Raw genomic sequence first — 19,171 nt, 5'->3', positions numbered from 1 at the left:
GAATAGGCCTTGGATTGTGCGGGGATTTTTTTGTTTTCGTAGAATAGTGGTGATTGAGGCACCCGTTTTAATATAGCACAATGCTGACAGAGCCGGTGCGTGCAACTGGGCTCTTTCTTGTCTGTTCAGCACCCCTCCCCAGAATTCAGGCGACGACCTTGAGCCTCTGCTCAGGGCGCTCGCCGAGCCAGAGCGTCACGGTCAGCTCGCCGCCCTCGAGATGCTCGAGGACGCGGCCCGCAAGGCCGGCTTCCTCGAAATATTTGAGCATCGCCTCGTCGGCGAAGCCGAGCCGGACATGGGCGTCGGCGCTGCGCAATTCCTCGCGCTCGTGGGGGGCGAAGTCGACGATGACCAGCCGGCCGCCCGGGCTCAGCAGCCGCGCCGCCTCGGCCACCGCCGCGGCCGGGTTCTGCGCATAGTGGAGGACCTGGTGGATGAGCACGGTGTCGGCGGAATCGGCGCCGAGCGGCAAGGCGTACATGTCGCCCTGGCGCAGGTCCGCGTCGAGCTCGGCCTCGGCCAGCTTGGCGCGGGCGAGACGGAGCATTTCCGGGCTGCGGTCGATGCCGAGCGCCTTTTCCGCGCCGGGACCGAACAGCTCCAGCATCCGGCCGGTGCCGGTGCCGATGTCGACGAGGCGGCCGATCGGCCGGTCCTTCAGCGCCCGCGCGATCGCCGCCTCGACCTCGCTCTCGGCGACGTGGAGCGAACGCAGCGCATCCCAGTCCGCGGCATGGCCGGCAAAATAGCGCTCGGCGGCGGCGGCGCGGTCGGCGCGGACGGCAGTGAGGCGGGCGGCGTCGGCGGCGGTCCAGGGGTTCTCGCCGTCCAGCTCCGCCCAGCGGTCGACGAGCGAGAAGAGCGGCTCGATCCGCCGGCGCGGGCCGAGGCTCAGGAACACCCAGCTGCCCTCCTTGCGCCGCTCGGCGAGGCCGGCGTCGATCAGGATCTTTACATGGCGCGAGACGCGGGGCTGGCTCTGGCCCAACACCTGGGCGAGCTCGCCGACGCTGAGCTCCATGGCGCGCAGCAGCATCAGGATCCGCATCCGGGTCGGATCGGCAAGTGCGGCGAAGATACGTGAGGGCTGAGCCATGGTTCAGGACATAAAGATATCTTTATATCCGGGTCAAGGCAGGCGGGCCGCAGCCGTCGCCGCGCGGGGCGTGGAAACAGCCTTTCCCTGTTTCACAACCTCCTTGGTAGAGAAGGCTAGACTCGGGCGTTTCGATGCAATAATATCGCGTGCGCTGGTAGGCCATGAGGGGGCCTGCGGGCCGCTTGCGGTGCCTTCCAGCCTGAACCTTGGTTCCCTCGCAACCCGCTATTCAACTGAAGGAATTCCCAGTGAAGAAGATCGCTCTTTCCGTTGTCCTCGCCTCGACCTTCGCTCTCGCCGCTTGCGGCGGCGGCGCCGCCAACAATGCGGCCACCGAGCAGGCGAACGCGATGCAGAACGCCTCCGACACGATGAACCAGGCCGCCTCGGACGCGCAGAACGCTGCTGCGGCCGTCACCAACGAGGTGAGCGCGGCTGCCAACCAGGCGAGCGCCGCTGCCCAGGACGCCGCCAACTCGGCGATGTCGGCTGCGGACAACGCGACCAACAGCGCTGCTGGCCACTAAGAACCAGGGCGGTCCGCCGCCCCATTCGGGAACAGGGTCGCGCATCCACGTGATGCGCGGCCCTTTTTCTTTGCCGCGCGTTCGGGCAGATTGCCTTCGGTGGGTTTCCGGGGGCGGGAGAAAGACGCAATGAGGAAGGGCCTGACCACGATCTGGGCGCTGTTGCTGGTGGCGGGCCTCGCCGCCTGCAATCGCGGCGGCGACAATGCCAGCGACGACGCGCGGCTGAACGCGGCCGCGAACATGCTCGACAACGGTGTCTACGACACCTCGGCCGACGATGCGACGGTGAACCAGGCCGAGCTGCCCGCCGAGGAGGCCGCGCCGGCAAACGGCGCCCCCAACGCGGCCGCGCCGGGCAACAGCGCCGGCAACGCTCAATAGAAAAGGGCCGGAGCGTCGCCGCCCCGGCCCCTTCCATTTCGACTGAATGCCGGGCGGCGGACTAGAAGTCCATCCCGCCCATGCCGCCCATGCCGCCGCCCATGGCGGGGGCCGGCTTGTCCTCGGGCAGCTCGCTCACCGCCGCCTCGGTGGTGATGAGCAGGCCCGCGACGCTGGCGGCGTCCTGGAGCGCGGTGCGGACGACCTTGGTCGGGTCGATCACGCCGGCCGCGACCAGATTCTCGTAGACCTCGGTCTGGGCGTTGAAGCCCAGGGTCTGGTCCGAACCGTCGATCAGCTTGCCGGCGACGACGGCGCCGTCATGGCCCGCATTCTCGGCGATCTGGCGGATCGGCGACTGCAGCGCGCGGCGGACGATGTCGATGCCCCGGGTCTGGTCGTCATTCGCGCCGGTCATGCCCTCGAGCGCCTTGGTGGCGTAAAGGAGAGCGGTGCCACCACCGGGCACAATGCCCTCCTCGACGGCTGCGCGGGTGGCGTGGAGCGCGTCGTCGACGCGGTCCTTGCGCTCCTTCACCTCGATCTCGGACGAGCCGCCGACCTTGATCACGGCAACGCCGCCGGCGAGCTTGGCGAGGCGCTCCTGGAGCTTCTCGCGGTCATAGTCGCTGGTGGTCGTCTCGATCTGCGCGCGGATCGCCTCGACCCGGCCCTTGATGCCGTCGCCGTCGCCGGCGCCGTCAACGATCGTGGTGTTGTCCTTGTCGATGGTGACGCGCTTGGCCTGGCCGAGCATGCCAACGGTGACGTTCTCGAGCTTGATGCCGAGATCCTCGGAGATCATCTCGCCGCCGGTCAGGATGGCGATGTCCTCGAGCATCGCCTTGCGGCGATCGCCGAAGCCCGGCGCCTTGACGGCCGCGACCTTGAGGCCGCCGCGCAGCTTGTTGACGACGAGCGTGGCGAGCGCCTCGCCCTCGATGTCCTCGGCGATGATCAGCAGCGGACGGCCCGACTGCACCACCGCCTCGAGAATCGGAAGCATCGCCTGGAGGTTGGAGAGCTTCTTCTCGTGGATCAGGATGTAGGGGTCGCTGAGCTCGACCTGCATCTTCTCCGGGTTGGTGATGAAATAGGGGCTGAGATAGCCGCGGTCGAACTGCATGCCCTCGACCACGTCCAGCTCGAACTCGAGGCCCTTGGCCTCCTCGACGGTGATCACGCCTTCCTTGCCGACCTTCTCCATCGCCTCGGCGATCTTCTCGCCGACGACGGTGTCGCCATTGGCCGAGATGATGCCGACCTGGGCGATCTCGTTGGAGCCGGAGACCGGCTTGGAGCGGCCCTTGAGGTCCTCGACGACCCTGGTGACGGCGAGATCGATGCCGCGCTTCAGGTCCATCGGGTTCATGCCGGCCGCAACCGACTTCATGCCCTCACGGACGATCGACTGGGCGAGCACGGTGGCGGTGGTGGTGCCGTCGCCGGCGAGGTCGTTGGTCTTCGACGCGACCTCGCGCAGCATCTGCGCGCCCATATTCTCGAACTTGTCCTTCAGCTCGATCTCCTTGGCGACAGTGACGCCGTCCTTGGTGATCCGGGGAGCGCCGAAGCTCTTGTCGAGGACGACGTTGCGGCCCTTGGGGCCGAGCGTGACCTTCACCGCATCGGCGAGGATGTCGACGCCGCGCAGGATGCGCTCACGGGCATCGCGCGAAAAGCGTACGTCTTTGGCTGCCATGTTGGCTTACCTTTCAAATCTGGAAGTTGACGAAGTTGACGATACGTCGGGCGGGAACGGGCCTCAGCCGACGATGCCGAGGATGTCGCTCTCTTTCATGATGAGCAGGTCCTCGCCGTCGATCTTCACCTCGGTGCCCGACCATTTGCCGAACAGGATGCGATCGCCGGCCTTGACGTCGAGCGGCGTCACGGTGCCGTCCTCGGCCTTGATGCCGGTGCCGACGGAGACGACTTCGCCCTCCTGCGGCTTTTCCTTGGCGCTGTCGGGGATGATGATGCCGCCGGCCGTCTTCTCCTCGGCCTCTACGCGGCGGACGAGCACCCGGTCATGGAGCGGTCGAAAGTTCATGCCTTCACCTTTCTGATGTGCATTGCGAATAGCGTTGTTAGCACTCAGGCCCCCCGAGTGCCAATGCGCGCGATTTAGGGACTTGGCGTGACAGGTCAAGGACTCGAAAGCCGATTATTGCCGCTATGGCCCCGGCGGGGCCGGAAGCCACCAATATGCGGCCGGCCGACCGGGAAAAGGGACCGGGCCGGGGCGCCGGTCGCGTTTACAGCGCGCGGCCGCTAGGCTAGCCGGAACGGGATTACGGAGCCTTGGTAATGCGGTTCGTCGGTAAGGCGTGGAAGCTTCTGGTCGGAATCAAGGACGGGCTGGTCCTGATCCTGCTGCTGATCTTTTTCGGGGGGCTGTACAGCGCGCTCTCGGTCAGCCCCTACAAGGACAGCGCCCGCGAGGGCGCGCTCCGGCTCAACCTGTCCGGCGCGATCGTCGAGCAGCCGTCGCGCGCCGATCCCTTCGCCGCGGCGCTGGGCGGCGGCCAGGCGGTCCGCGAATATCGCGTCGCCCAATTGCTCCGCGCGCTCGACGCCGCGGCCAGGGACGACCGCATCCGGGCGGTGGCGCTCGACCTCGACATCTTCGTCGGCGGCGGCCAGACCGCGATCACCGACGTCGGCGCCGCGCTCGACCGCGTCCGCCGCTCGGGCAAGCGCGTGGTTGCCTACTCGACCGGCTATACGGACGACGGCTACCAGCTCGCTGCCCATGCCGACGAGATCTGGCTCGACCCGCTCGGCGCAGTCCTGCTGACCGGCCCCGGCCGCCCGAACCTCTATTATGCGGGCCTGCTCCAGCGGCTCGGCATCACCGCCCATGTCTACCGCGCCGGCGCATTCAAGTCGGCGGTCGAGCCCTATACGCGGAGCGACATGTCGCCCGAGGCGCGCACCGCCGCGCAGGCCCTGGCCAACACGCTCTGGGAGTTCTGGCAGGAGGATGTGAGCCGCGCCCGGCCGCGGGCGCGCGTGCGCGAATGGGCCGCCAATCCGCAGGCCTTCATCGACGCCGCCGGCGGCGACATGGCACGGGCAGCGCGCGATGCCGGCCTGGTCGACCAGCTTGGCGACCGCGCCGCCTTCGGCCGGCGCATGGCCGCTTTGGTCGGCAACGACAATGAGCGGCTGCCCGGCGGCTACAATGCCGTCCATTACGAGGCCTGGGCCGACGAGCATGACGTCACCGCCGAGGGCGGCCGGATCGGCATCCTCACCGTTGCCGGCACGATCGTCGACGGCCATGCCGGGCCGGGCACGGCGGGCGGCGACACGATCGCCGAGGCGCTGGAGCACGGGCTCGAGAGCGGCGACCTCAGGGCGCTGGTGGTGCGGGTGGATTCTCCGGGCGGCTCGGTGCTCGCTTCGGAGCGGATCAGGCGGGCGGTGCTGGCGGCCAGGGAACGGGGGCTGCCGGTGGTGATCTCGATGGGCTCGGTGGCGGCCTCGGGCGGCTATTGGGTGGCGACCGCGGGCGACGTCATCTTCGCCGAACCTTCGACGATCACCGGCTCGATCGGCGTGTTCGGCATCCTGCCGAGCTTCGAGGGCGCGCTCAGGAACCTCAATATCGGCGTGGACGGGGTGCGCACGACGCCGCTTTCGGGCGAGCCGGACATCTTCCGCGGGCCCTCGCCCGAGGCCAGCCGGCTGCTGCAGACCGGAATCGACGGCACCTACCGGCGCTTCATCCAGCTGGTCGCGCAGGCCCGGCGGCTGAGCCCGGAGCGGGTCAACGAGATCGCGCAGGGCCGGGTGTGGAGCGGCGGCGCGGCACGGCAGCTCGGCCTCGTCGACCGGTTCGGCGGGCTGGACGACGCGGTGCGCGAGGCCGCACGGCGCGCCGGGCTCGATCCGAACGAGGCACGGGCCACCTATCTCGAGCGCCGCCCCGGCTTCCTCGCGAGGCTGCTCGCCGGCTCGGAGGGCGACACGGCGGGCGCGCCGCGCGACGTCTTCAGCCGCCTGGCGCAGCGGCCGCAGGCGCTGCTCGAACGGGCCCTGTACGAGGCGCAGGGGCTGCTCGCCGGCCCGGCCATCCAGGCCCGCTGCCTCGAATGCCCGGCGGTGGCGCCGATCCCGCGCCTGCGCGCGGAGACGGGCGGCAGCTGGCCGCTCCGGCTGTTCGCCGCGCTGGCGCGGTGAAGGTCCGGGCCGCCACCGCGGACGACGCGGCGGCGATCGCCTCCATCTATGCGCCTTATGTGACCGGCAGCGTCGTCTCGTTCGAGACGGAGGCGCCGGATGCGGACGAGATCGCGCGGCGCATGGCGGAGGGCGGCGACTTTTATCCCTGGCTCGCCGCCTGCGATGATGGAGGAGCGCTCCTCGGCTATGCCTATGCCGCCGCCTTCCGGACGCGGCCCGCTTATCGGTTCGCGGTGGAGACGACGGTCTATGTCGCCGAGGGCGCGCACGGCCAGGGGATCGGTTCGGCCCTCTACCGCACTTTGCTGCCGTTGCTGGAGGCGCAGGGCTATGCCCAGGCGATCGCCGCGATCACCCTGCCGAACCCCGCCAGCGTGGTGCTGCACGAGCGGTTCGGCTTCCGGAAGGTCGGCGCCTATGAGGAGGTCGGCTTCAAGCAGGACGGCTGGCACAGCGTCGGGCTGTGGCAGCGAGCGCTGGCGCCGCTCTCCACCCCGCCGGACGAGCCGAAGCCGGTTAGTGCGATCTGGCGCCGAGATTCGGCTGCGCCGACCAGTCCCTCGGACCGCTGACGAAGCGCTGGCGCAGGCTTTCCAGCGAGACGCGGTTGCCGTCGCGGAAGAAGCCGAGGACCGTCCGGCCCGCCTCCGTGTCGGGATAGCCCGTCCCGGTGACTCGCACGCGCGTGCGGCGCTCGCCGAGCGGTTCCACTTCCATGAAGCCGGTCGTGCGCGCGAAGGTCTCGAAATGCGGGAAGCCCTCCGGCGCCTTGACCGTTCGGAAGACGATCAACCGGCCGGGGATCCTGGCGAGGATGCGTTGGCGGATCGTCGTCGGATCGCCGGGCTGCGCATTCGGAGAATAGCTGGTCTCGATCGTGTCCGGCTCGACCGGCGAATCCCAGGCGATCGGCACCGCCCAGGTGCGCCAGCCCGCGGCGCTGGAGACCGCGGCCCAGACCTCGGCCGCCGGCGCGTCGATGACGATCGCATGCGAGAGCGTCGTGGTCCCGTCCGCCTCGCGGCGTTCGTCCATGGTGACATCCTGCGCGGCGACCCCGGCAGGAGCGAGGAAGAGCAGGGCGGCAAGGGCGAGTCTCAGCATGGCCGCAGCTTTGATTGAACGTTCAATCAAGTCAAGTGGCCTTATCGCCGATAGCCGGGCAATGCCCAGCCGCGCAGGATGGCGAGGCCGCGAATCGCGAAGCCCGCGATGGCGGCGACCAAGGCTGCGAGACCGGGCTCGACGCCGGCTTGGGTTAGGCCCACGAACAGCGCGGCGGACAAGGCCGCGGCGGTGACGTAGAGTTCGGGGCGGAGCAGGATCGAGGGCTCGCCGGCGAGCACGTCGCGGACGATGCCGCCGACGCAGCCGGTGATCACGCCCATCGCGAAGGCCGGGAGAGGGGCAATGCCGAAGGCCAGCGCCTTGGCGGCGCCGAACGTGGCGTAGGCGGCGAGGCCGATGGCATCGAGCCAGTCCAGCGTCCTCCCCTTCCAGAGTTTGGCAGGGAGCCCCCAGACGGCGAAGGCCGCGCCGAGGCAGATCAGCAGGATCGCATTCTCCCGCACCCAGAAGACGGGTGCGCCGATCAGCAAGTCGCGCACCGTCCCGCCGCCGACACCCGTCACCACGGCGAAGAAGCAGAAGGTGACGATCGTCTGCTTCTTCATCGCCGCGAGCAGCGCGCCCGACAGCGCGAACACCGCGATCCCCGCCATGTCGAGGAAATCGAGGATCGGGCCGAGCGCGGCGGGCAGCGTGGCGGTGGGCATGGCGCTTCCTACGCCCTCCCGCGGCTCCCGTCAGCCTCGCCCTACCACCCCATATTGGCGCGGAGCTCCGCGGCGTCGGCCGGCGGCATCCGGTCGAGCAGAACGCGCTGGGTATAGGCACCCTGCGCGACGCCGTTGCGAAAGTAGATCCAGTCGATGACGTCGTCGTCCGCGATCGAAACGCGGTCGCCGGCCCGGTCCCGGGTGGCTTCCGGATGACTGACCAGCGTCCCGGTCATCGGACGGGTCGAGCGGTCGAGATTGCCTGCCCAGACATATTCGACGCCATCGCCGGGCAGGATGTCGAACTTGATCATGAACTGCTCCTCGCCAGCGCCGGGGCGGGCGAGGTGGCGATAAAAGTCCGGCAGCTCGGCGATGGCGCGCGCCTTGGCCGCATTCATCTCGGTGTCGCCGGCCTCGACGTCGACGATCCGCTCATGCTCGCCGCGCGGCGACTGGCGTTGCGCGGCGACGGCATTGCCGCTGCCGGCAAGCAGCAGCACCGTCGCGAGGGTCGCAAACCCGTGCATCCCGCCCCCTTTCCGACGCCGCTAGATGTGGATCGGCTTGCCGGTCACCGCCATCGCCGCTTCCTTCACCGCCTCCGAATGGGTCGGGTGGGCGTGGCAGGTGTAGGCGATGTCCTCGCTGGTCGCGCCGAACTCCATGGCGAGGGCACATTCGGCGATCATCGTGCCGGCGACCGAGGCGATGATCCAGGTGCCGAGCACCCGGTCCGACCTGGCGTCGGCGATCACCTTGACGAAACCTTCGCCTTCCTTGTTGGTCTTGGCGCGGCTGTTGCCCAGCATCGGGAACTTGCCGACCTTCACCTCATGGCCGGCGGCCTTGGCATCCTCCTCGGTGAGGCCGACGCCGGCAATCTCGGGCATGGTGTAGACGACCGAGGGGATGACGTCGTGGTTCACGATGCCGATCTGGCCGGCGAGGATCTCGGCGACGGCGATGCCCTCGTCCTCCGCCTTGTGGGCGAGCATCGGGCCCGGGACGACGTCGCCGATCGCGTAGATGCCGGGGACCGAGGTCCTGAAGTCATGGTCGACCTCGATCTGGCCGCGCTTGTTCGTGGCGAGGCCGGCCTTGTCGAGGTCCAGGCCGTCGGTGTTGGGCTTGCGGCCGATGGAGACGAGCACGGTGTCCGCCTCGATCGTCTCGGCCGCGCCGCCGGCGGCGGGCTCGAGGGTCAGGGTGACCCCGTTCTTGCCGGCCCTGGCGCCGGTGACCCTGGTCGAAGTGCGGAAGGCGAAGCCCTGCTTCTTCAGGATCTTCTGCGCCTCCTTGCGGACGTCGCCGTCCATGCCGGGGAGAATCTGGTCGAGGAATTCGACGACCGTGACCTCGGCGCCGAGCCGGCGCCAGACGCTGCCCAGCTCCAGCCCGATCACGCCGCCGCCGATCACGACCATCGTCTTCGGCACCCGCTTCAGCTCCAGCGCGCTGGTGGAATCGACGATCCTGTCATGGTCGACCTCGACGCCGGGGAGCGGCATCACGCTGGAGCCGGTGGCGATGACGAAATTCTTCGCCCTGTAGGCGGTGCCGGCGACGTCGATCGCGTCCTTGGCGGTGAATTTGGCATGGCCCTTGAGCCAGGTGACCTTGTTCTTCTTGAACAGGAACTCGACCCCCTTGGTGAGGCCGCCCACCGCCTCCAGCCGCGAGCCGTGCATGGCGTCGAGGTCGAGCTCCAGCCCGGACGTCTTCACGCCCCATTTGGCGAGCGCGCCGCTATGCGCCTCCTCGTACAGCTCGGAGGCGTGGAGCAGGGCCTTGGAGGGGATGCAGCCGACGTTGAGGCAGGTGCCGCCAAGGGTTTCCCGGCTCTCGACGCAGGCCGTCCTGAGCCCCAGCTGCGCGGCCCGGATCGCGGCCACATAGCCGCCCGGCCCGGCGCCGATCACGATCACGTCGAAATTGTTGTCGTCTGCCATCTTCTACCTCTTTCTCGTCATGCCAGCGAAGGCTGGCATCCATGCTGACTCTGCCTGGACCCCGGCCTCCGCCGGGGTGACGGTGGAAATCACAAATCAATCAGCAACCGCGTCGGATCCTCGAGCGCTTCCTTCATGCGGACGAGGAAGGTGACCGCCTCGCGGCCGTCGATCAGGCGGTGGTCGTAGCTGAGCGCGAGATACATCATGGGCCGGGCGACGATCTGGCCGTCGCGGACCACGGGGCGCTCCTCGATCCGGTGCATGCCAAGCACGGCGCTCTGCGGCGGGTTGATGATCGGCGTCGACAGGAGCGAGCCGAAGACGCCGCCGTTGGAGATGGTGAAGGTGCCGCCCTGCATCTCCTCCAGCTTCAGCGTGCCGTCCTTCGCGCGGCGGCCGAAATCGGCGATCGTCTTCTCGATCTCGGCGAAACCCAGGTCCTGCGCGTCGCGGATCACCGGGACGACGAGGCCGTTGGGCGCGGAGACCGCGACCGAGACGTCGACATAATGATGGTAGACGATCTCCTCGCCCTCGATCGAGGCGTTGACCGTCGGCACGTCGCGCGCGGCGAGCACGGCCGCCTTCACGAAGAAACCCATGAAGCCGAGGCGGATCTGGTGCTTCTTCTCGAACAGGTCCTTGTACCTGGAGCGGGCCTCCATCACCGCCGTCATGTCGACGTCGTTGAAGGTGGTGAGCAGCGCGGCGGTGTTCTGCGCCTCCTTCAGGCGGTGGGCGATGGTCTGGCGCAGGCGCGTCATGCGGACGCGCTCTTCCTTGCGTTCCCCGGTGCGGGCCGGCGGCGTGTAGGGCGTGGGCGCCGGCGCAGGCGCAGGGGCAGGCGCGGCGGGTGCGGCCGGCGCCTTCTGCGTCTCGGCGGCGGCGAGGACGTCGTCCTTGGTGATGCGGCCGTCCTTGCCGGTGCCCTTGATCCTCGACGGATCGAGATGATGCTCCAGCACCACCCGGCGGACGGCGGGAGAGAGGGTGAGGTTCGAGCCCTCGCCTTCCTCGGCGGCAGGCGCGGGCGCCTCGGCCGCCTCCGCTTTCGGCTCCGGCGTCTCGCCCGGGCCGGGCGGGTTGGCGGGCGTGGCGGCGGCGCCGGCATTCACGGTGGCGATCACCGCGCCGACGGCCACGGTGTCGCCGACGGCGGCCAGCTGGTCGCCCATCGTCCCGGCGACCGGCGAGGGCACCTCGACCGCGACCTTGTCGGTCTCCAGGCTGGCGATCGGCTCGTCCTGCCCGACCGCCTCGCCGGGCTGCTTCAGCCAGGAGCCCAGGGTCGCCTCGGTGATCGATTCGCCCAGCGTCGGCACTTTGACTTCGGTGGCCATGTCTCTCTTTCCGGTCTTAGCTGGCTTTGCGTTGCTCGGCGTTGTCGGCATGGCCGAGCGCCGCGGCGATCAGGGTGGCCTGCTCGGCCATATGGCGCCTGGCGAGGCCGGTGGCAGGGGAGGCGGAGGCCGGGCGGCCGGCATAGACCGGGCGCTTCGGCGTCAGCCCGGCCTCGCCGAGCCGCCGCTCGAGCCTCGGCTCGACATGGGTCCAATAGCCCTGGTTCTGCGGCTCCTCCTGCGCCCAGACCACCTGCTCGAGGTTCGTCATGCGCTGCAGGCGCGCGAGCAGGGCCTCGCCGGGGAAAGGATAGAGCTGCTCGATCCGGACGATCGAGGTGGTCCTGTCCCCCGCCTTGTCGCGCGCCTCGAGCAGCTCGTAGGCGAGCTTGCCGGTGCAGAGGACGAGGCGCCGCACGTCCTTGTCGGCCGGCGCGTTCGGGTCGGAGAGGATCCGCCGGAAGTGGCTGTCGCCGCTGAAGTCGGCGAGGCTGGACACGGCCTGCTTGTGCCGCAGCAGCGACTTCGGCGTCATCACGATCAAAGGCTTGCGGAAGTCGCGGTGCATCTGGCGGCGGAGCAGGTGGTAGTAATTGGCCGGGGTCGTGCAGTTCGCGACCTGCATGTTATCCTCGGCGCAGAGCTGCAGGAAGCGCTCGGGCCGCGCCGAGCTGTGCTCCGGCCCCTGGCCCTCATAGCCGTGCGGCAGCAGCAGGACGAGGCCGGAGGCGCGCAGCCACTTGGCCTCGCCGGCGGCGATGAACTGGTCGATCATCACCTGCGCGCCATTGGCGAAGTCGCCGAACTGCGCCTCCCAGAGCACGAGCGTCTGCGGGCTGGCCAGCGACCAGCCATATTCGAAGCCGAGCACGCCGAACTCGGAGAGCGGGCTGTCGCGCACCTCGAAGCGGGCCGGGCCGACCTGGGTCAGCGGGATATATTTGTGGCCGTCCTTCTGGCAGACCCAGACCGAGTGGCGCTGGCTGAACGTGCCGCGGCCGCTGTCCTGGCCGGACAGGCGGACCGGATGGTCCTCGCGCAGCAAGGTGCCGAAGGCGAGCGCCTCGGCGGTCGCCCAGTCGAAGCCCTCGCCGGTCTCAAACATCTCGCGCCGGCCGTCGATCACGCGCTGCAGCGTCTTGTGCGCGACCATGTCGCCGGGGATGGTGGTCAGGATCCGGCCGATCTCGCGCAAGGTCTCCTCGCCGACGCCGGTGCCGACGTTGCGCCGCTCGGTGATCGCCTCCTGCGGCCGGTGCAGGCCGGCCCATTTGCCTTCGAACCAGTCGGCCTTGTTGGGCAGATAGGATTTGGCGGCCTCGAACTCGGATTCGAGCTGGGTGGTGAAGGCGGCGATCTCGCCGTCCACCCAGCCGGCCTCGATCACCCCTTCCTTCTCCAGCCGCGCCGCATAGAGCTCGGAGACGAGCGCGTGCTGGCGGATCTCCTGGTACATGAGCGGCTGGGTGAAGCTCGGCTCGTCGCCCTCGTTATGGCCGAAGCGGCGGTAGCACCACATGTCGATGACGATGTCGCGCTTGAACTTCTGGCGGAACTCGATGGCGAGCTTGCAGGCGAAGGTGACCGCTTCGGGATCGTCGCCGTTGACGTGCATGATCGGCGCCTGGACGGCCTTGGCGACGTCGGACGGGTAAGGCGAGGAGCGGGCGAATTGCGGACTGGTGGTGAAGCCCACCTGGTTGTTGATCACGAAGTGGATGCAGCCGCCCGTATTGTAGCCCGGAATGCCGGAGAAGCCGAAGCATTCGGAGACGATGCCCTGGCCGGCAAAGGCGGCATCGCCGTGCAGCAGCACCGGCAGCACCTCGGAGCCGTCGGGATCGTTCCGCGCGATCTGCTCGGCGCGGGTCTTGCCGAGCACGACCGGGTCGACCGCCTCCAGATGGCTCGGATTGGGGACGAGGCTGAGATGGACCCTGATGCCGTCGAACTCGCGGTCCGACGAGGTGCCGAGATGATATTTGACGTCGCCCGAGCCGCCGACATCCTCGGGATTGGCCGAGCCGCCGGCAAATTCGGAGAAGATCACGCGCCAGGGCTTGCCCATCACGTTGGAGAGGACGTTGAGCCGGCCCCGGTGCGACATGCCGAGCACGATCTGGCAGACGCCGAACTGGCCGCCATATTTGATCACCGCCTCGAGCGCGGGCACCATGGACTCGCCGCCGTCGAGGCCGAAGCGCTTGGTACCGACATATTTGCGGGCGAGGAACTTTTCCCACTGCTCGGCCTGCACGACCTTGGTCAGGATCGACTGCTTGCCCTCGGGCGTGAAGCGGATCTCCGCCTCGCGGCCCTCCATCCTTTCCTGCAGGAAGCGCCGCTCCTCCAGGTCGTTGATGTGCATATATTCGAGGCCGAGCTTCCCGCAGTAATTGCGGCGGAGGATCTCGACGATCTCGCGCACCGTCGCCTTCTGGATGCCGAGCGCGCCGCCGATCCAGACCTCGCGGTCGAGCGCGGCGCCGGTAAAGCCGTGAAATTCGGGAGTCAGCTCGGCGGGCAGCTCGCGCTGGACGAGCCCGAGCGGATCGAGGTCGGCGGCGAGATGGCCGCGCACGCGGTAGGTGCGGATCAGCATCATCGCGCAGATGCTGTCGTTGGCGGCCTGCTCGATCTCCGCCTCGGATGCGCCCGTGGCGGCGGCAGCAGCCCTGGCCTTCGAGGCCACCGCCTCGATCGACATCAAGGTAGGGTCGAGCCCCGCATTGTTCGCGTCCAGCTCGGTCACCGGCCAATTGGCGCGGGCCCAGCTTGGGCCCTGCTCCCGCTCGCCGTCGTACATGTTCAAGTCGTTTCGCCTTCCATGGGCAATGCGTTGGCCGCGCCTCTAGACGAGTTCTTTCCCGTTCAAAAGCGCAGCGAGCGTGCTTCCCAGCTCAGATGGGCTCGGAGACACCTTAATTCCAGCCGCCTCCATCGCCGCGATCTTGTCCTCGGCGCCGCCCTGGCCGCCCGAGACGATCGCGCCGGCATGGCCCATGCGCCGGCCCGGCGGCGCGGTGCGGCCCGCGATGAAGCCGACGACCGGCTTGCGGCGGCCGCGCGCGGCCTCGTCCTTCAGAAATTGCGCCGCTTCCTCCTCGGCCGAGCCCCCGATCTCGCCGATCATAATGATCGACTCGGTGGCGTCGTCGGCGAGAAACAGCTCGAGCACGTCGATGAAGTTGGTGCCGTTGACCGGATCGCCGCCGATGCCGACCGCCGTGGTCTGGCCGAGCCCGGCATTGGAGGTCTGGAACACCGCCTCGTAGGTGAGCGTACCCGAGCGGCTGACGATGCCGACGCTGCCCTTGCGGAAAATGTTGCCCGGCATGATCCCGATCTTGCATTCGCCGGGGGTCAGCACGCCCGGGCAGTTGGGCCCGATCAGCCGCGACTTCGAGCCGGAGAGCGCGCGCTTCACCTTGACCATGTCGAGCACCGGAATGCCCTCGGTGATCGCGACGATCAGCGGCACCTCGGCGTCGATCGCCTCGAGGATCGAATCCGCAGCGAAGGGCGGCGGCACGTAGATCACGCTGGCGTCGGCGCCGGTCGCCTGCACCGCCTCGGCGACCGTGTCGAAGACGGGGAGGCCGATATGGGTGGAGCCGCCCTTCCCGGGGGTGACGCCGCCGACCATCTTCGTCCCGTAGGCCAGTGCCTGCTGGGTGTGGAAGGTGCCGGTGTCGCCGGTCATGCCCTGGGTGATGACCTTGGTGGACGCGTTGACGAGGATGGACATTGATCTTCCTTAATGACTTCGTTGTGACGCTGGCGCCCTGCGCTGAACCCAAAGCGTCGCCAGGTTGCGGCCGGTTTCGTTGGATACCTTCAGCGAGAGCACCTGCTCCTCGTCGCGGTTGCCGGCGATCAGCCAGTAGCGGGAATTCGCGTCGAGCGGCTGGCCCTCATCGGTTCCGACCGCCGCCGTCAGGGCCGAAAGGAACGATGCGAGCGTGACCGTGGGCTCCATCTCGCCGGTAAGCGTGCATGCTTGGAGAGCCTCGCCGATGCCCAGCCGGGTCGATCCGGACCGGTAGGGCACCAGGCCGTTGTCCAGCGGGGCGCCGTCCGTCACGAAGGTCCAGGGCGCGGCCGCCGCCGTCACCCTCTGCGCCGCCGCATCGCCCATATGCTCCAGGCAGATGGTCGTGAAGGCCGCGATCAGGCGCGACTCAGCGGGTGTGGGCTGCGCGCCGGCCGCGGCCGGGCACAGAATTGCGGCGGCGCCGAGAAGGAGGAGCCTGCTCCGCATTAGCGATCAGGCGAGCGATCCGTCGATCGCCTTGCAGGCCACGAGCAGCTCCTTCACCGCGTCGACCGAGACCTGGAGATTGGCTTTCGCCTCGTCGTCCAGCGCGATCTCGACGATCTGCTCGACGCCGCCGGCGCCGATGATGCAGGGGACGCCGACATAGAGGCCGTCCAGACCGTATTTGCCTTCGACATAGGCCGCGCAGGGCAGCAGGCGCTTCTGGTCGCCCAGATAGGCTTCCGCCATGGCGATGCCGCTGGTCGCCGGCGCGTAATAGGCCGAGCCGGTGCCGAGCAGGGCGACGATCTCGCCGCCGCCGCCCCGGGTGCGCTTCACGATCGCATCGATCCGCTCCTGCGTGGAGCGGCCCTGCTTGATCAGGTCGGGGACCGGGATGCCGGCGACGGTGGAATATTGGACGATCGGGACCATCGTGTCGCCATGGCCGCCCAGCACGAAGGTGGTGACGTCGCGCGCCGAAACATTGAACTCCTCGGCGAGGAAGTGGCTGAAGCGGGCGCTGTCCAGCACGCCCGCCATGCCGACCACGCGCTCGTGCGGCAGGCCGGAAAATTCGCGGAGCGCCCAGACCATCGCATCCAGGGGATTGGTGATGCAGATCACGAAGGCGTCGGGGGCGTTGTTCCTGATGCCCTCGCCGACCGCCTTCATCACCTTCAAATTGATGCCGAGCAGATCGTCGCGGCTCATCCCCGGCTTGCGGGCGACGCCGGCGGTGACGATGATCACGTCGGCGCCCTGGATGTCCTTATAGTCGTTCGAGCCGATGATCTTCGCGTCGAAGCCCTCGATCGGGCCGCACTGGGAAAGGTCCAGCGCCTTGCCCTGCGGCACGCCCTCGATCACGTCGAACAGGACGATGTCGCCAAGCTCCTTCGACGCCGCGAGATGGGCCAGGGTTCCGCCGATATTGCCGGCACCGATAAGCGCGATTTTCTTGCGAGCCATGTGGGCCCTCCCCGGTCTGATCAGGACTAAAGCGAAGGGGCCGCGGACGCAGCCCGTCTATGCCGGGCCGCTTAGACCCCTCGCGCGCGGGGGGCAACCGCCGATGGGGATGGCGCGGGAATTTACTCGCGGGTCAGGACATGGCTCGCGAAATCGCGGCCGCCGGCATTGTCGGTGACCTGCAGACGGCCGTCGGGGAGCAGGCGGTAGACGGTGCGGCCCTGCTCGGTCTCGGCGCTGCCCCAGTCGGCGGTGAAGCTGCGGCCGGTCGCTACGGCCGCGATCGGGAAGCTGATGCCGCGGTTGTCGAACCAGGCCGCCGTCCAATGGCCCTCGCCGACGGGGCGGTAGAAAGCGCGGCCTTCGAACGAACCGGCGCGCCAGCTGAGCTCGAGGAAGCGGCCGCCCAAGGCCGGACGGACCTCCAGCCGCGCCTCGCTCGGCCGGCCGAACATCGTCCCGGCGCCGCGCCAGCTGCCTTGCAGCCAGGCCAGCTCCGCAAGGTTCGGCGCGGGCGCCTGCGCCGCGGCGAGGACGAGGGCGGCGTGGAGCGGACTAGCCATGGGTCTCCATCAGGTCCTGGTAGAACATCAGGGCATTGTCGTCGGGATCGAAGAAGGTGAGCAGCCGGACCATGCCGGGGATGTCGCGGATCGGGCCGTCCTGGCGGACTCCGTGCCGGTCCAGCTCGGCTTTGGCCGCCTCGATGTCGGTGACGCCGAAGGTGAGCGTGGCGCCGCCGGCGCCGCCGGCCGTCTCGCGCACGCCGAGGCCGATATTGACCCGCTCGACGCCGGTCTTCAGCTCGCACCAGGCAATGTCCTCCATCCGGTAGAGCAGTTCGAAGCCGAGCACGTCGCGATACCAGGCGATCGCCCGGTCCATGTCGGTGACCCCACAGGAACAGGTCAGCCCGCCGTCATAGGTGATCCCCATCTCGCCCTCCCGAATCGTGCTTAGGTTCTATTTTTATATCGCATATACTTTTCGGCGATGGTAGCAAGAGGGGATGATCGGCGATGAGAATCTGAGAAGGCTGACCGCGGGGCGCTGGCTGGTGCCCCTGCTCGGGCATCTGGCCGACGAGCAGGGCTCGCGCTTCGCGGTGATGCTCGCGCGGCTCGGCCTCTCCCGCTCGGTGCTGGCGGCGAGCCTCGCCGCGCTGCAGGAGGCGGGCTGGCTGATCCGCAATCCGGGCCATGGCCATCCGCTCCGCCCGGAATATGTGCTGACCCGCGCGGGCGAACCGGTCGCCGCCTTCTGCCAGGGGGTGATGGCACAGCGGGAGCGGCTGGGGCTGGCGCCGGACCAATTGCCGCGCTGGTCGCTGCCGCTGATCGCCCGGCTCGACGCGGACCGGGCGCGCTTCTCGACCCTGCGGGGCGCGCTCCGCCCGATCACGCCGCGTGCGCTCTCGCTGACGCTCAAGCAGATGCTGCAGGTCGAGCTCGTCGACCGCGCGCTGGAGGACGAATTCCCGCCGGTCGCAATCTACGGCCTCACGCGCCGCGGGCGCGAACTGGCGGCGGCCATGCGCTGAAACTCCTCCCCGGCACGGGGATGAGCTATCGGTCAGGCATCTTCGACGATGTTGAGAATGTTGCCGTCCGGGTCCTTGAACCAGGCGATCCTCATGCCCTCGCCGACATGGACGTCGCCGTCCAGTTCCAGGCCTTCCATGTCATAATGTTCGAAGGTCACGCCCTTCGCCTTCAGCGCGGCGACCTCGGCATCGATATCGTCCACCTCCCAGGTCACCGCGGTGGCCTTGTTGGTGCCGGCAAATTCGGAGCGGTAGACGTTGAGGTTGCTGTCGCCGCTGGCGAAGGTGATCAGCTCGTCGCCTTCCCGGCTGACCTCCTTCAGGCCGAGCGTGTCGGTGAAAAACAGGCGCGATTTCTCCAGGTCCCTGGTCGCGAGATTGGCGACGGCCTTGCTGGTGCCAAGCATGATGATCCTCCTGCGATTGCCGCAGGGCTAATGCAGGTTAGACGAACAGGTTCCCCCCCGGCGCGGGGGGACGCCGGGCGGGGCTGTCCCCGGGACAAGGGGGTGCTCCCGGGGATCGGGGCGGACAGTTTCGTCAGACCAGCTCGAGCCGGCCGTTCATCCGGATCGCGCGGGCGATATTGTCGTAATTGGGCGAGGTCGCCATCACGCCGGCATGGATCTCCTCGAACTGCTCGGGGGTGCCGTTGCCGGCGATGCGGACGATATAGTCGATCACCGGATAGCCGGGCGCGACCGCGTCGGAGAGATCGAGGAAGCCGCGCAGGTCGAGCTCGCCCGAGGCCTCGATCTCGAGATGGGTGAGCGTAATCCCGCGCACCGCGGCGCCGGCGACATAGCCCACGGTCATGCAGGCGTTCAGCGCGGAGAGCAGCAGCTCCTGCGGGTTGGGGGCGCTGTTGGCGCCGAGCAGCTCCTCGGGCTCGTCCGCGACGATCCTGAAGCTGCGGTCGATCTTCTCGCCGCCGACCTGGATCGTGTGGCAGGTGCTCTCCGAGCGGGTCTGGCCGGTCCAGCGCGTGGTGACGCCGAAGCGGGCCGGAGCCTTGCTCGGATCGGCGGCGATCTCGCCGACCATCCGGGTCAGCGCGTCGACGTCGAGATCGTTGACGATGTTGCGGGTCATGGTGTCGGTCATTGGATTGTTCCCTGGGT

21 protein-coding genes are annotated in these 19,171 nt (G+C 68.6%); 5 read left to right on the top strand and 16 right to left on the bottom strand.

The window, feature by feature from the left end:
• Positions 1-145: 145 nt before the first annotated feature.
• Positions 146-1,099, bottom strand: coding sequence for an ArsR/SmtB family transcription factor (locus VEC11_RS11890; protein WP_464131503.1), 954 nt, complete (start codon positions 1,097-1,099; stop codon positions 146-148).
• A gap of 251 nt (positions 1,100-1,350) precedes the next feature.
• Here VEC11_RS11890 and VEC11_RS11885 point away from each other — a divergent pair, with 251 nt between their 5' ends.
• Positions 1,351-1,629, top strand: coding sequence for a circumsporozoite protein (locus VEC11_RS11885; protein ID WP_464131501.1), 279 nt, complete (start codon positions 1,351-1,353; stop codon positions 1,627-1,629).
• A 129-nt stretch (positions 1,630-1,758) separates the two neighbouring features.
• Complete coding sequence (locus VEC11_RS11880) at positions 1,759-2,013, top strand: hypothetical protein (protein WP_464131499.1); 255 nt, start codon at positions 1,759-1,761, stop codon at positions 2,011-2,013.
• 61 nt (positions 2,014-2,074) lie between these two features.
• On the opposite strand, the gene groL is transcribed toward VEC11_RS11880, so the two are convergent.
• Both groL and groES read right to left on the bottom strand, forming a co-directional pair.
• Positions 2,075-3,715 (bottom strand): chaperonin GroEL, encoded by a 1,641-nt coding sequence (groL, locus tag VEC11_RS11875; RefSeq protein WP_464131497.1) that lies wholly within the window; start codon positions 3,713-3,715, stop codon positions 2,075-2,077.
• A 63-nt stretch (positions 3,716-3,778) separates the two neighbouring features.
• Positions 3,779-4,066, bottom strand: coding sequence for a co-chaperone GroES (gene groES / locus VEC11_RS11870; RefSeq protein ID WP_464131495.1), 288 nt, complete (start codon positions 4,064-4,066; stop codon positions 3,779-3,781).
• A 257-nt stretch (positions 4,067-4,323) separates the two neighbouring features.
• Between groES and sppA the strand changes: the two genes are divergently transcribed.
• Entirely contained in the window at positions 4,324-6,201 is a 1,878-nt protein-coding gene (gene sppA / locus VEC11_RS11865) for a signal peptide peptidase SppA (protein WP_464131493.1), read from the top strand.
• On the top strand, positions 6,198-6,776 hold the full coding sequence (locus VEC11_RS11860) for an N-acetyltransferase family protein (RefSeq protein WP_464131491.1): 579 nt from the start codon (positions 6,198-6,200) through the stop codon (positions 6,774-6,776). The genes sppA and VEC11_RS11860 overlap by 4 nt, the downstream gene beginning before the upstream one ends.
• On the opposite strand, the gene VEC11_RS11855 is transcribed toward VEC11_RS11860, so the two are convergent.
• The 11 genes from VEC11_RS11855 to VEC11_RS11805 form a co-directional block, all read right to left on the bottom strand.
• Positions 6,721-7,308 carry an SRPBCC family protein gene (locus tag VEC11_RS11855; RefSeq protein WP_464131489.1) on the bottom strand — a complete coding sequence of 196 codons (588 nt, stop codon included), beginning with the start codon at positions 7,306-7,308 and terminating at the stop codon, positions 6,721-6,723. The genes VEC11_RS11860 and VEC11_RS11855 overlap by 56 nt on opposite strands.
• A gap of 41 nt (positions 7,309-7,349) precedes the next feature.
• Entirely contained in the window at positions 7,350-7,979 is a 630-nt protein-coding gene (locus VEC11_RS11850; protein ID WP_464131487.1) for a trimeric intracellular cation channel family protein, read from the bottom strand.
• Positions 7,980-8,020: 41 nt separating this feature from the next.
• Positions 8,021-8,512, bottom strand: coding sequence for a DUF2314 domain-containing protein (locus VEC11_RS11845; RefSeq protein WP_464131485.1), 492 nt, complete (start codon positions 8,510-8,512; stop codon positions 8,021-8,023).
• Between the two features lie 21 nt (positions 8,513-8,533).
• Positions 8,534-9,934, bottom strand: a complete 1,401-nt coding sequence (gene lpdA, locus VEC11_RS11840; RefSeq protein ID WP_464131483.1) for a dihydrolipoyl dehydrogenase — start codon at positions 9,932-9,934, stop codon at positions 8,534-8,536.
• An 89-nt stretch (positions 9,935-10,023) separates the two neighbouring features.
• Positions 10,024-11,277: a 2-oxoglutarate dehydrogenase complex dihydrolipoyllysine-residue succinyltransferase gene (gene odhB, locus VEC11_RS11835; RefSeq protein ID WP_464131481.1), complete on the bottom strand. Its 1,254-nt coding sequence runs from the start codon at positions 11,275-11,277 to the stop codon at positions 10,024-10,026.
• Positions 11,278-11,293: 16 nt separating this feature from the next.
• Positions 11,294-14,083 (bottom strand): 2-oxoglutarate dehydrogenase E1 component, encoded by a 2,790-nt coding sequence (locus tag VEC11_RS11830; RefSeq protein WP_464131526.1) that lies wholly within the window; start codon positions 14,081-14,083, stop codon positions 11,294-11,296.
• Between the two features lie 45 nt (positions 14,084-14,128).
• The gene (sucD, locus tag VEC11_RS11825; RefSeq protein ID WP_464131479.1) at positions 14,129-15,025 is read right to left on the bottom strand and encodes a succinate--CoA ligase subunit alpha; all 897 of its coding nucleotides are present in this window, start codon (positions 15,023-15,025) and stop codon (positions 14,129-14,131) included.
• 9 nt (positions 15,026-15,034) lie between these two features.
• Positions 15,035-15,538 carry a hypothetical protein gene (locus VEC11_RS11820; RefSeq protein WP_464131477.1) on the bottom strand — a complete coding sequence of 168 codons (504 nt, stop codon included), beginning with the start codon at positions 15,536-15,538 and terminating at the stop codon, positions 15,035-15,037.
• 6 nt (positions 15,539-15,544) lie between these two features.
• A complete protein-coding gene (gene mdh / locus VEC11_RS11815) occupies positions 15,545-16,507 on the bottom strand; it encodes a malate dehydrogenase (protein ID WP_464131475.1) in 963 nt (320 codons plus the stop codon).
• A 122-nt stretch (positions 16,508-16,629) separates the two neighbouring features.
• Positions 16,630-17,070, bottom strand: a complete 441-nt coding sequence (locus VEC11_RS11810) for a hypothetical protein (protein WP_464131473.1) — start codon at positions 17,068-17,070, stop codon at positions 16,630-16,632.
• Positions 17,063-17,443, bottom strand: a complete 381-nt coding sequence (locus VEC11_RS11805) for a VOC family protein (protein WP_464131471.1) — start codon at positions 17,441-17,443, stop codon at positions 17,063-17,065. Before VEC11_RS11805 ends, VEC11_RS11810 begins: the two co-directional genes overlap by 8 nt.
• Before the next feature lie 73 nt (positions 17,444-17,516).
• On the opposite strand from VEC11_RS11805, the gene VEC11_RS11800 reads away from it, so the two are divergent.
• Positions 17,517-18,047, top strand: a complete 531-nt coding sequence (locus VEC11_RS11800) for a winged helix-turn-helix transcriptional regulator (protein ID WP_464131469.1) — start codon at positions 17,517-17,519, stop codon at positions 18,045-18,047.
• 32 nt (positions 18,048-18,079) lie between these two features.
• Here the strand turns inward: VEC11_RS11800 and VEC11_RS11795 are convergent, their stop codons facing one another.
• On the bottom strand, positions 18,080-18,457 hold the full coding sequence (locus tag VEC11_RS11795; protein ID WP_464131467.1) for a VOC family protein: 378 nt from the start codon (positions 18,455-18,457) through the stop codon (positions 18,080-18,082).
• Positions 18,458-18,590: 133 nt separating this feature from the next.
• Positions 18,591-19,154, bottom strand: a complete 564-nt coding sequence (locus tag VEC11_RS11790; RefSeq protein ID WP_464131465.1) for an OsmC family protein — start codon at positions 19,152-19,154, stop codon at positions 18,591-18,593.
• Positions 19,155-19,171: the final 17 nt, after the last annotated feature.

It is taken from the genome of Allosphingosinicella sp. (assembly GCF_035626655.1).
GTDB lineage: Bacteria > Pseudomonadota > Alphaproteobacteria > Sphingomonadales > Sphingomonadaceae > Allosphingosinicella.
This window is presented reverse-complemented; position numbering and strand designations above follow the sequence as displayed.

Excerpts from the sequence above, each read along its gene's own strand:
- VEC11_RS11890 (WP_464131503.1), bottom strand. The coding sequence starts at position 1,099 with ATGGCTCAGCCCTCACGTATCTTCGCCGCACTTGCCGATCCGACCCGG.
- VEC11_RS11880 (WP_464131499.1), top strand. The coding sequence starts at position 1,759 with ATGAGGAAGGGCCTGACCACGATCTGGGCGCTGTTGCTGGTGGCGGGC.
- groL (WP_464131497.1), bottom strand. The coding sequence starts at position 3,715 with ATGGCAGCCAAAGACGTACGCTTTTCGCGCGATGCCCGTGAGCGCATC.
- groES (WP_464131495.1), bottom strand. The coding sequence starts at position 4,066 with ATGAACTTTCGACCGCTCCATGACCGGGTGCTCGTCCGCCGCGTAGAG.
- sppA (WP_464131493.1), top strand. The coding sequence starts at position 4,324 with ATGCGGTTCGTCGGTAAGGCGTGGAAGCTTCTGGTCGGAATCAAGGAC.
- VEC11_RS11855 (WP_464131489.1), bottom strand. The coding sequence starts at position 7,308 with ATGCTGAGACTCGCCCTTGCCGCCCTGCTCTTCCTCGCTCCTGCCGGG.
- VEC11_RS11850 (WP_464131487.1), bottom strand. The coding sequence starts at position 7,979 with ATGCCCACCGCCACGCTGCCCGCCGCGCTCGGCCCGATCCTCGATTTC.
- VEC11_RS11845 (WP_464131485.1), bottom strand. The coding sequence starts at position 8,512 with ATGCACGGGTTTGCGACCCTCGCGACGGTGCTGCTGCTTGCCGGCAGC.
- lpdA (WP_464131483.1), bottom strand. The coding sequence starts at position 9,934 with ATGGCAGACGACAACAATTTCGACGTGATCGTGATCGGCGCCGGGCCG.
- odhB (WP_464131481.1), bottom strand. The coding sequence starts at position 11,277 with ATGGCCACCGAAGTCAAAGTGCCGACGCTGGGCGAATCGATCACCGAG.
- VEC11_RS11830 (WP_464131526.1), bottom strand. The coding sequence starts at position 14,083 with ATGTACGACGGCGAGCGGGAGCAGGGCCCAAGCTGGGCCCGCGCCAAT.
- sucD (WP_464131479.1), bottom strand. The coding sequence starts at position 15,025 with ATGTCCATCCTCGTCAACGCGTCCACCAAGGTCATCACCCAGGGCATG.
- VEC11_RS11820 (WP_464131477.1), bottom strand. The coding sequence starts at position 15,538 with ATGCGGAGCAGGCTCCTCCTTCTCGGCGCCGCCGCAATTCTGTGCCCG.
- mdh (WP_464131475.1), bottom strand. The coding sequence starts at position 16,507 with ATGGCTCGCAAGAAAATCGCGCTTATCGGTGCCGGCAATATCGGCGGA.
- VEC11_RS11810 (WP_464131473.1), bottom strand. The coding sequence starts at position 17,070 with ATGGCTAGTCCGCTCCACGCCGCCCTCGTCCTCGCCGCGGCGCAGGCG.
- VEC11_RS11805 (WP_464131471.1), bottom strand. The coding sequence starts at position 17,443 with ATGGGGATCACCTATGACGGCGGGCTGACCTGTTCCTGTGGGGTCACC.
- VEC11_RS11800 (WP_464131469.1), top strand. The coding sequence starts at position 17,517 with ATGATCGGCGATGAGAATCTGAGAAGGCTGACCGCGGGGCGCTGGCTG.
- VEC11_RS11795 (WP_464131467.1), bottom strand. The coding sequence starts at position 18,457 with ATGCTTGGCACCAGCAAGGCCGTCGCCAATCTCGCGACCAGGGACCTG.
- VEC11_RS11790 (WP_464131465.1), bottom strand. The coding sequence starts at position 19,154 with ATGACCGACACCATGACCCGCAACATCGTCAACGATCTCGACGTCGAC.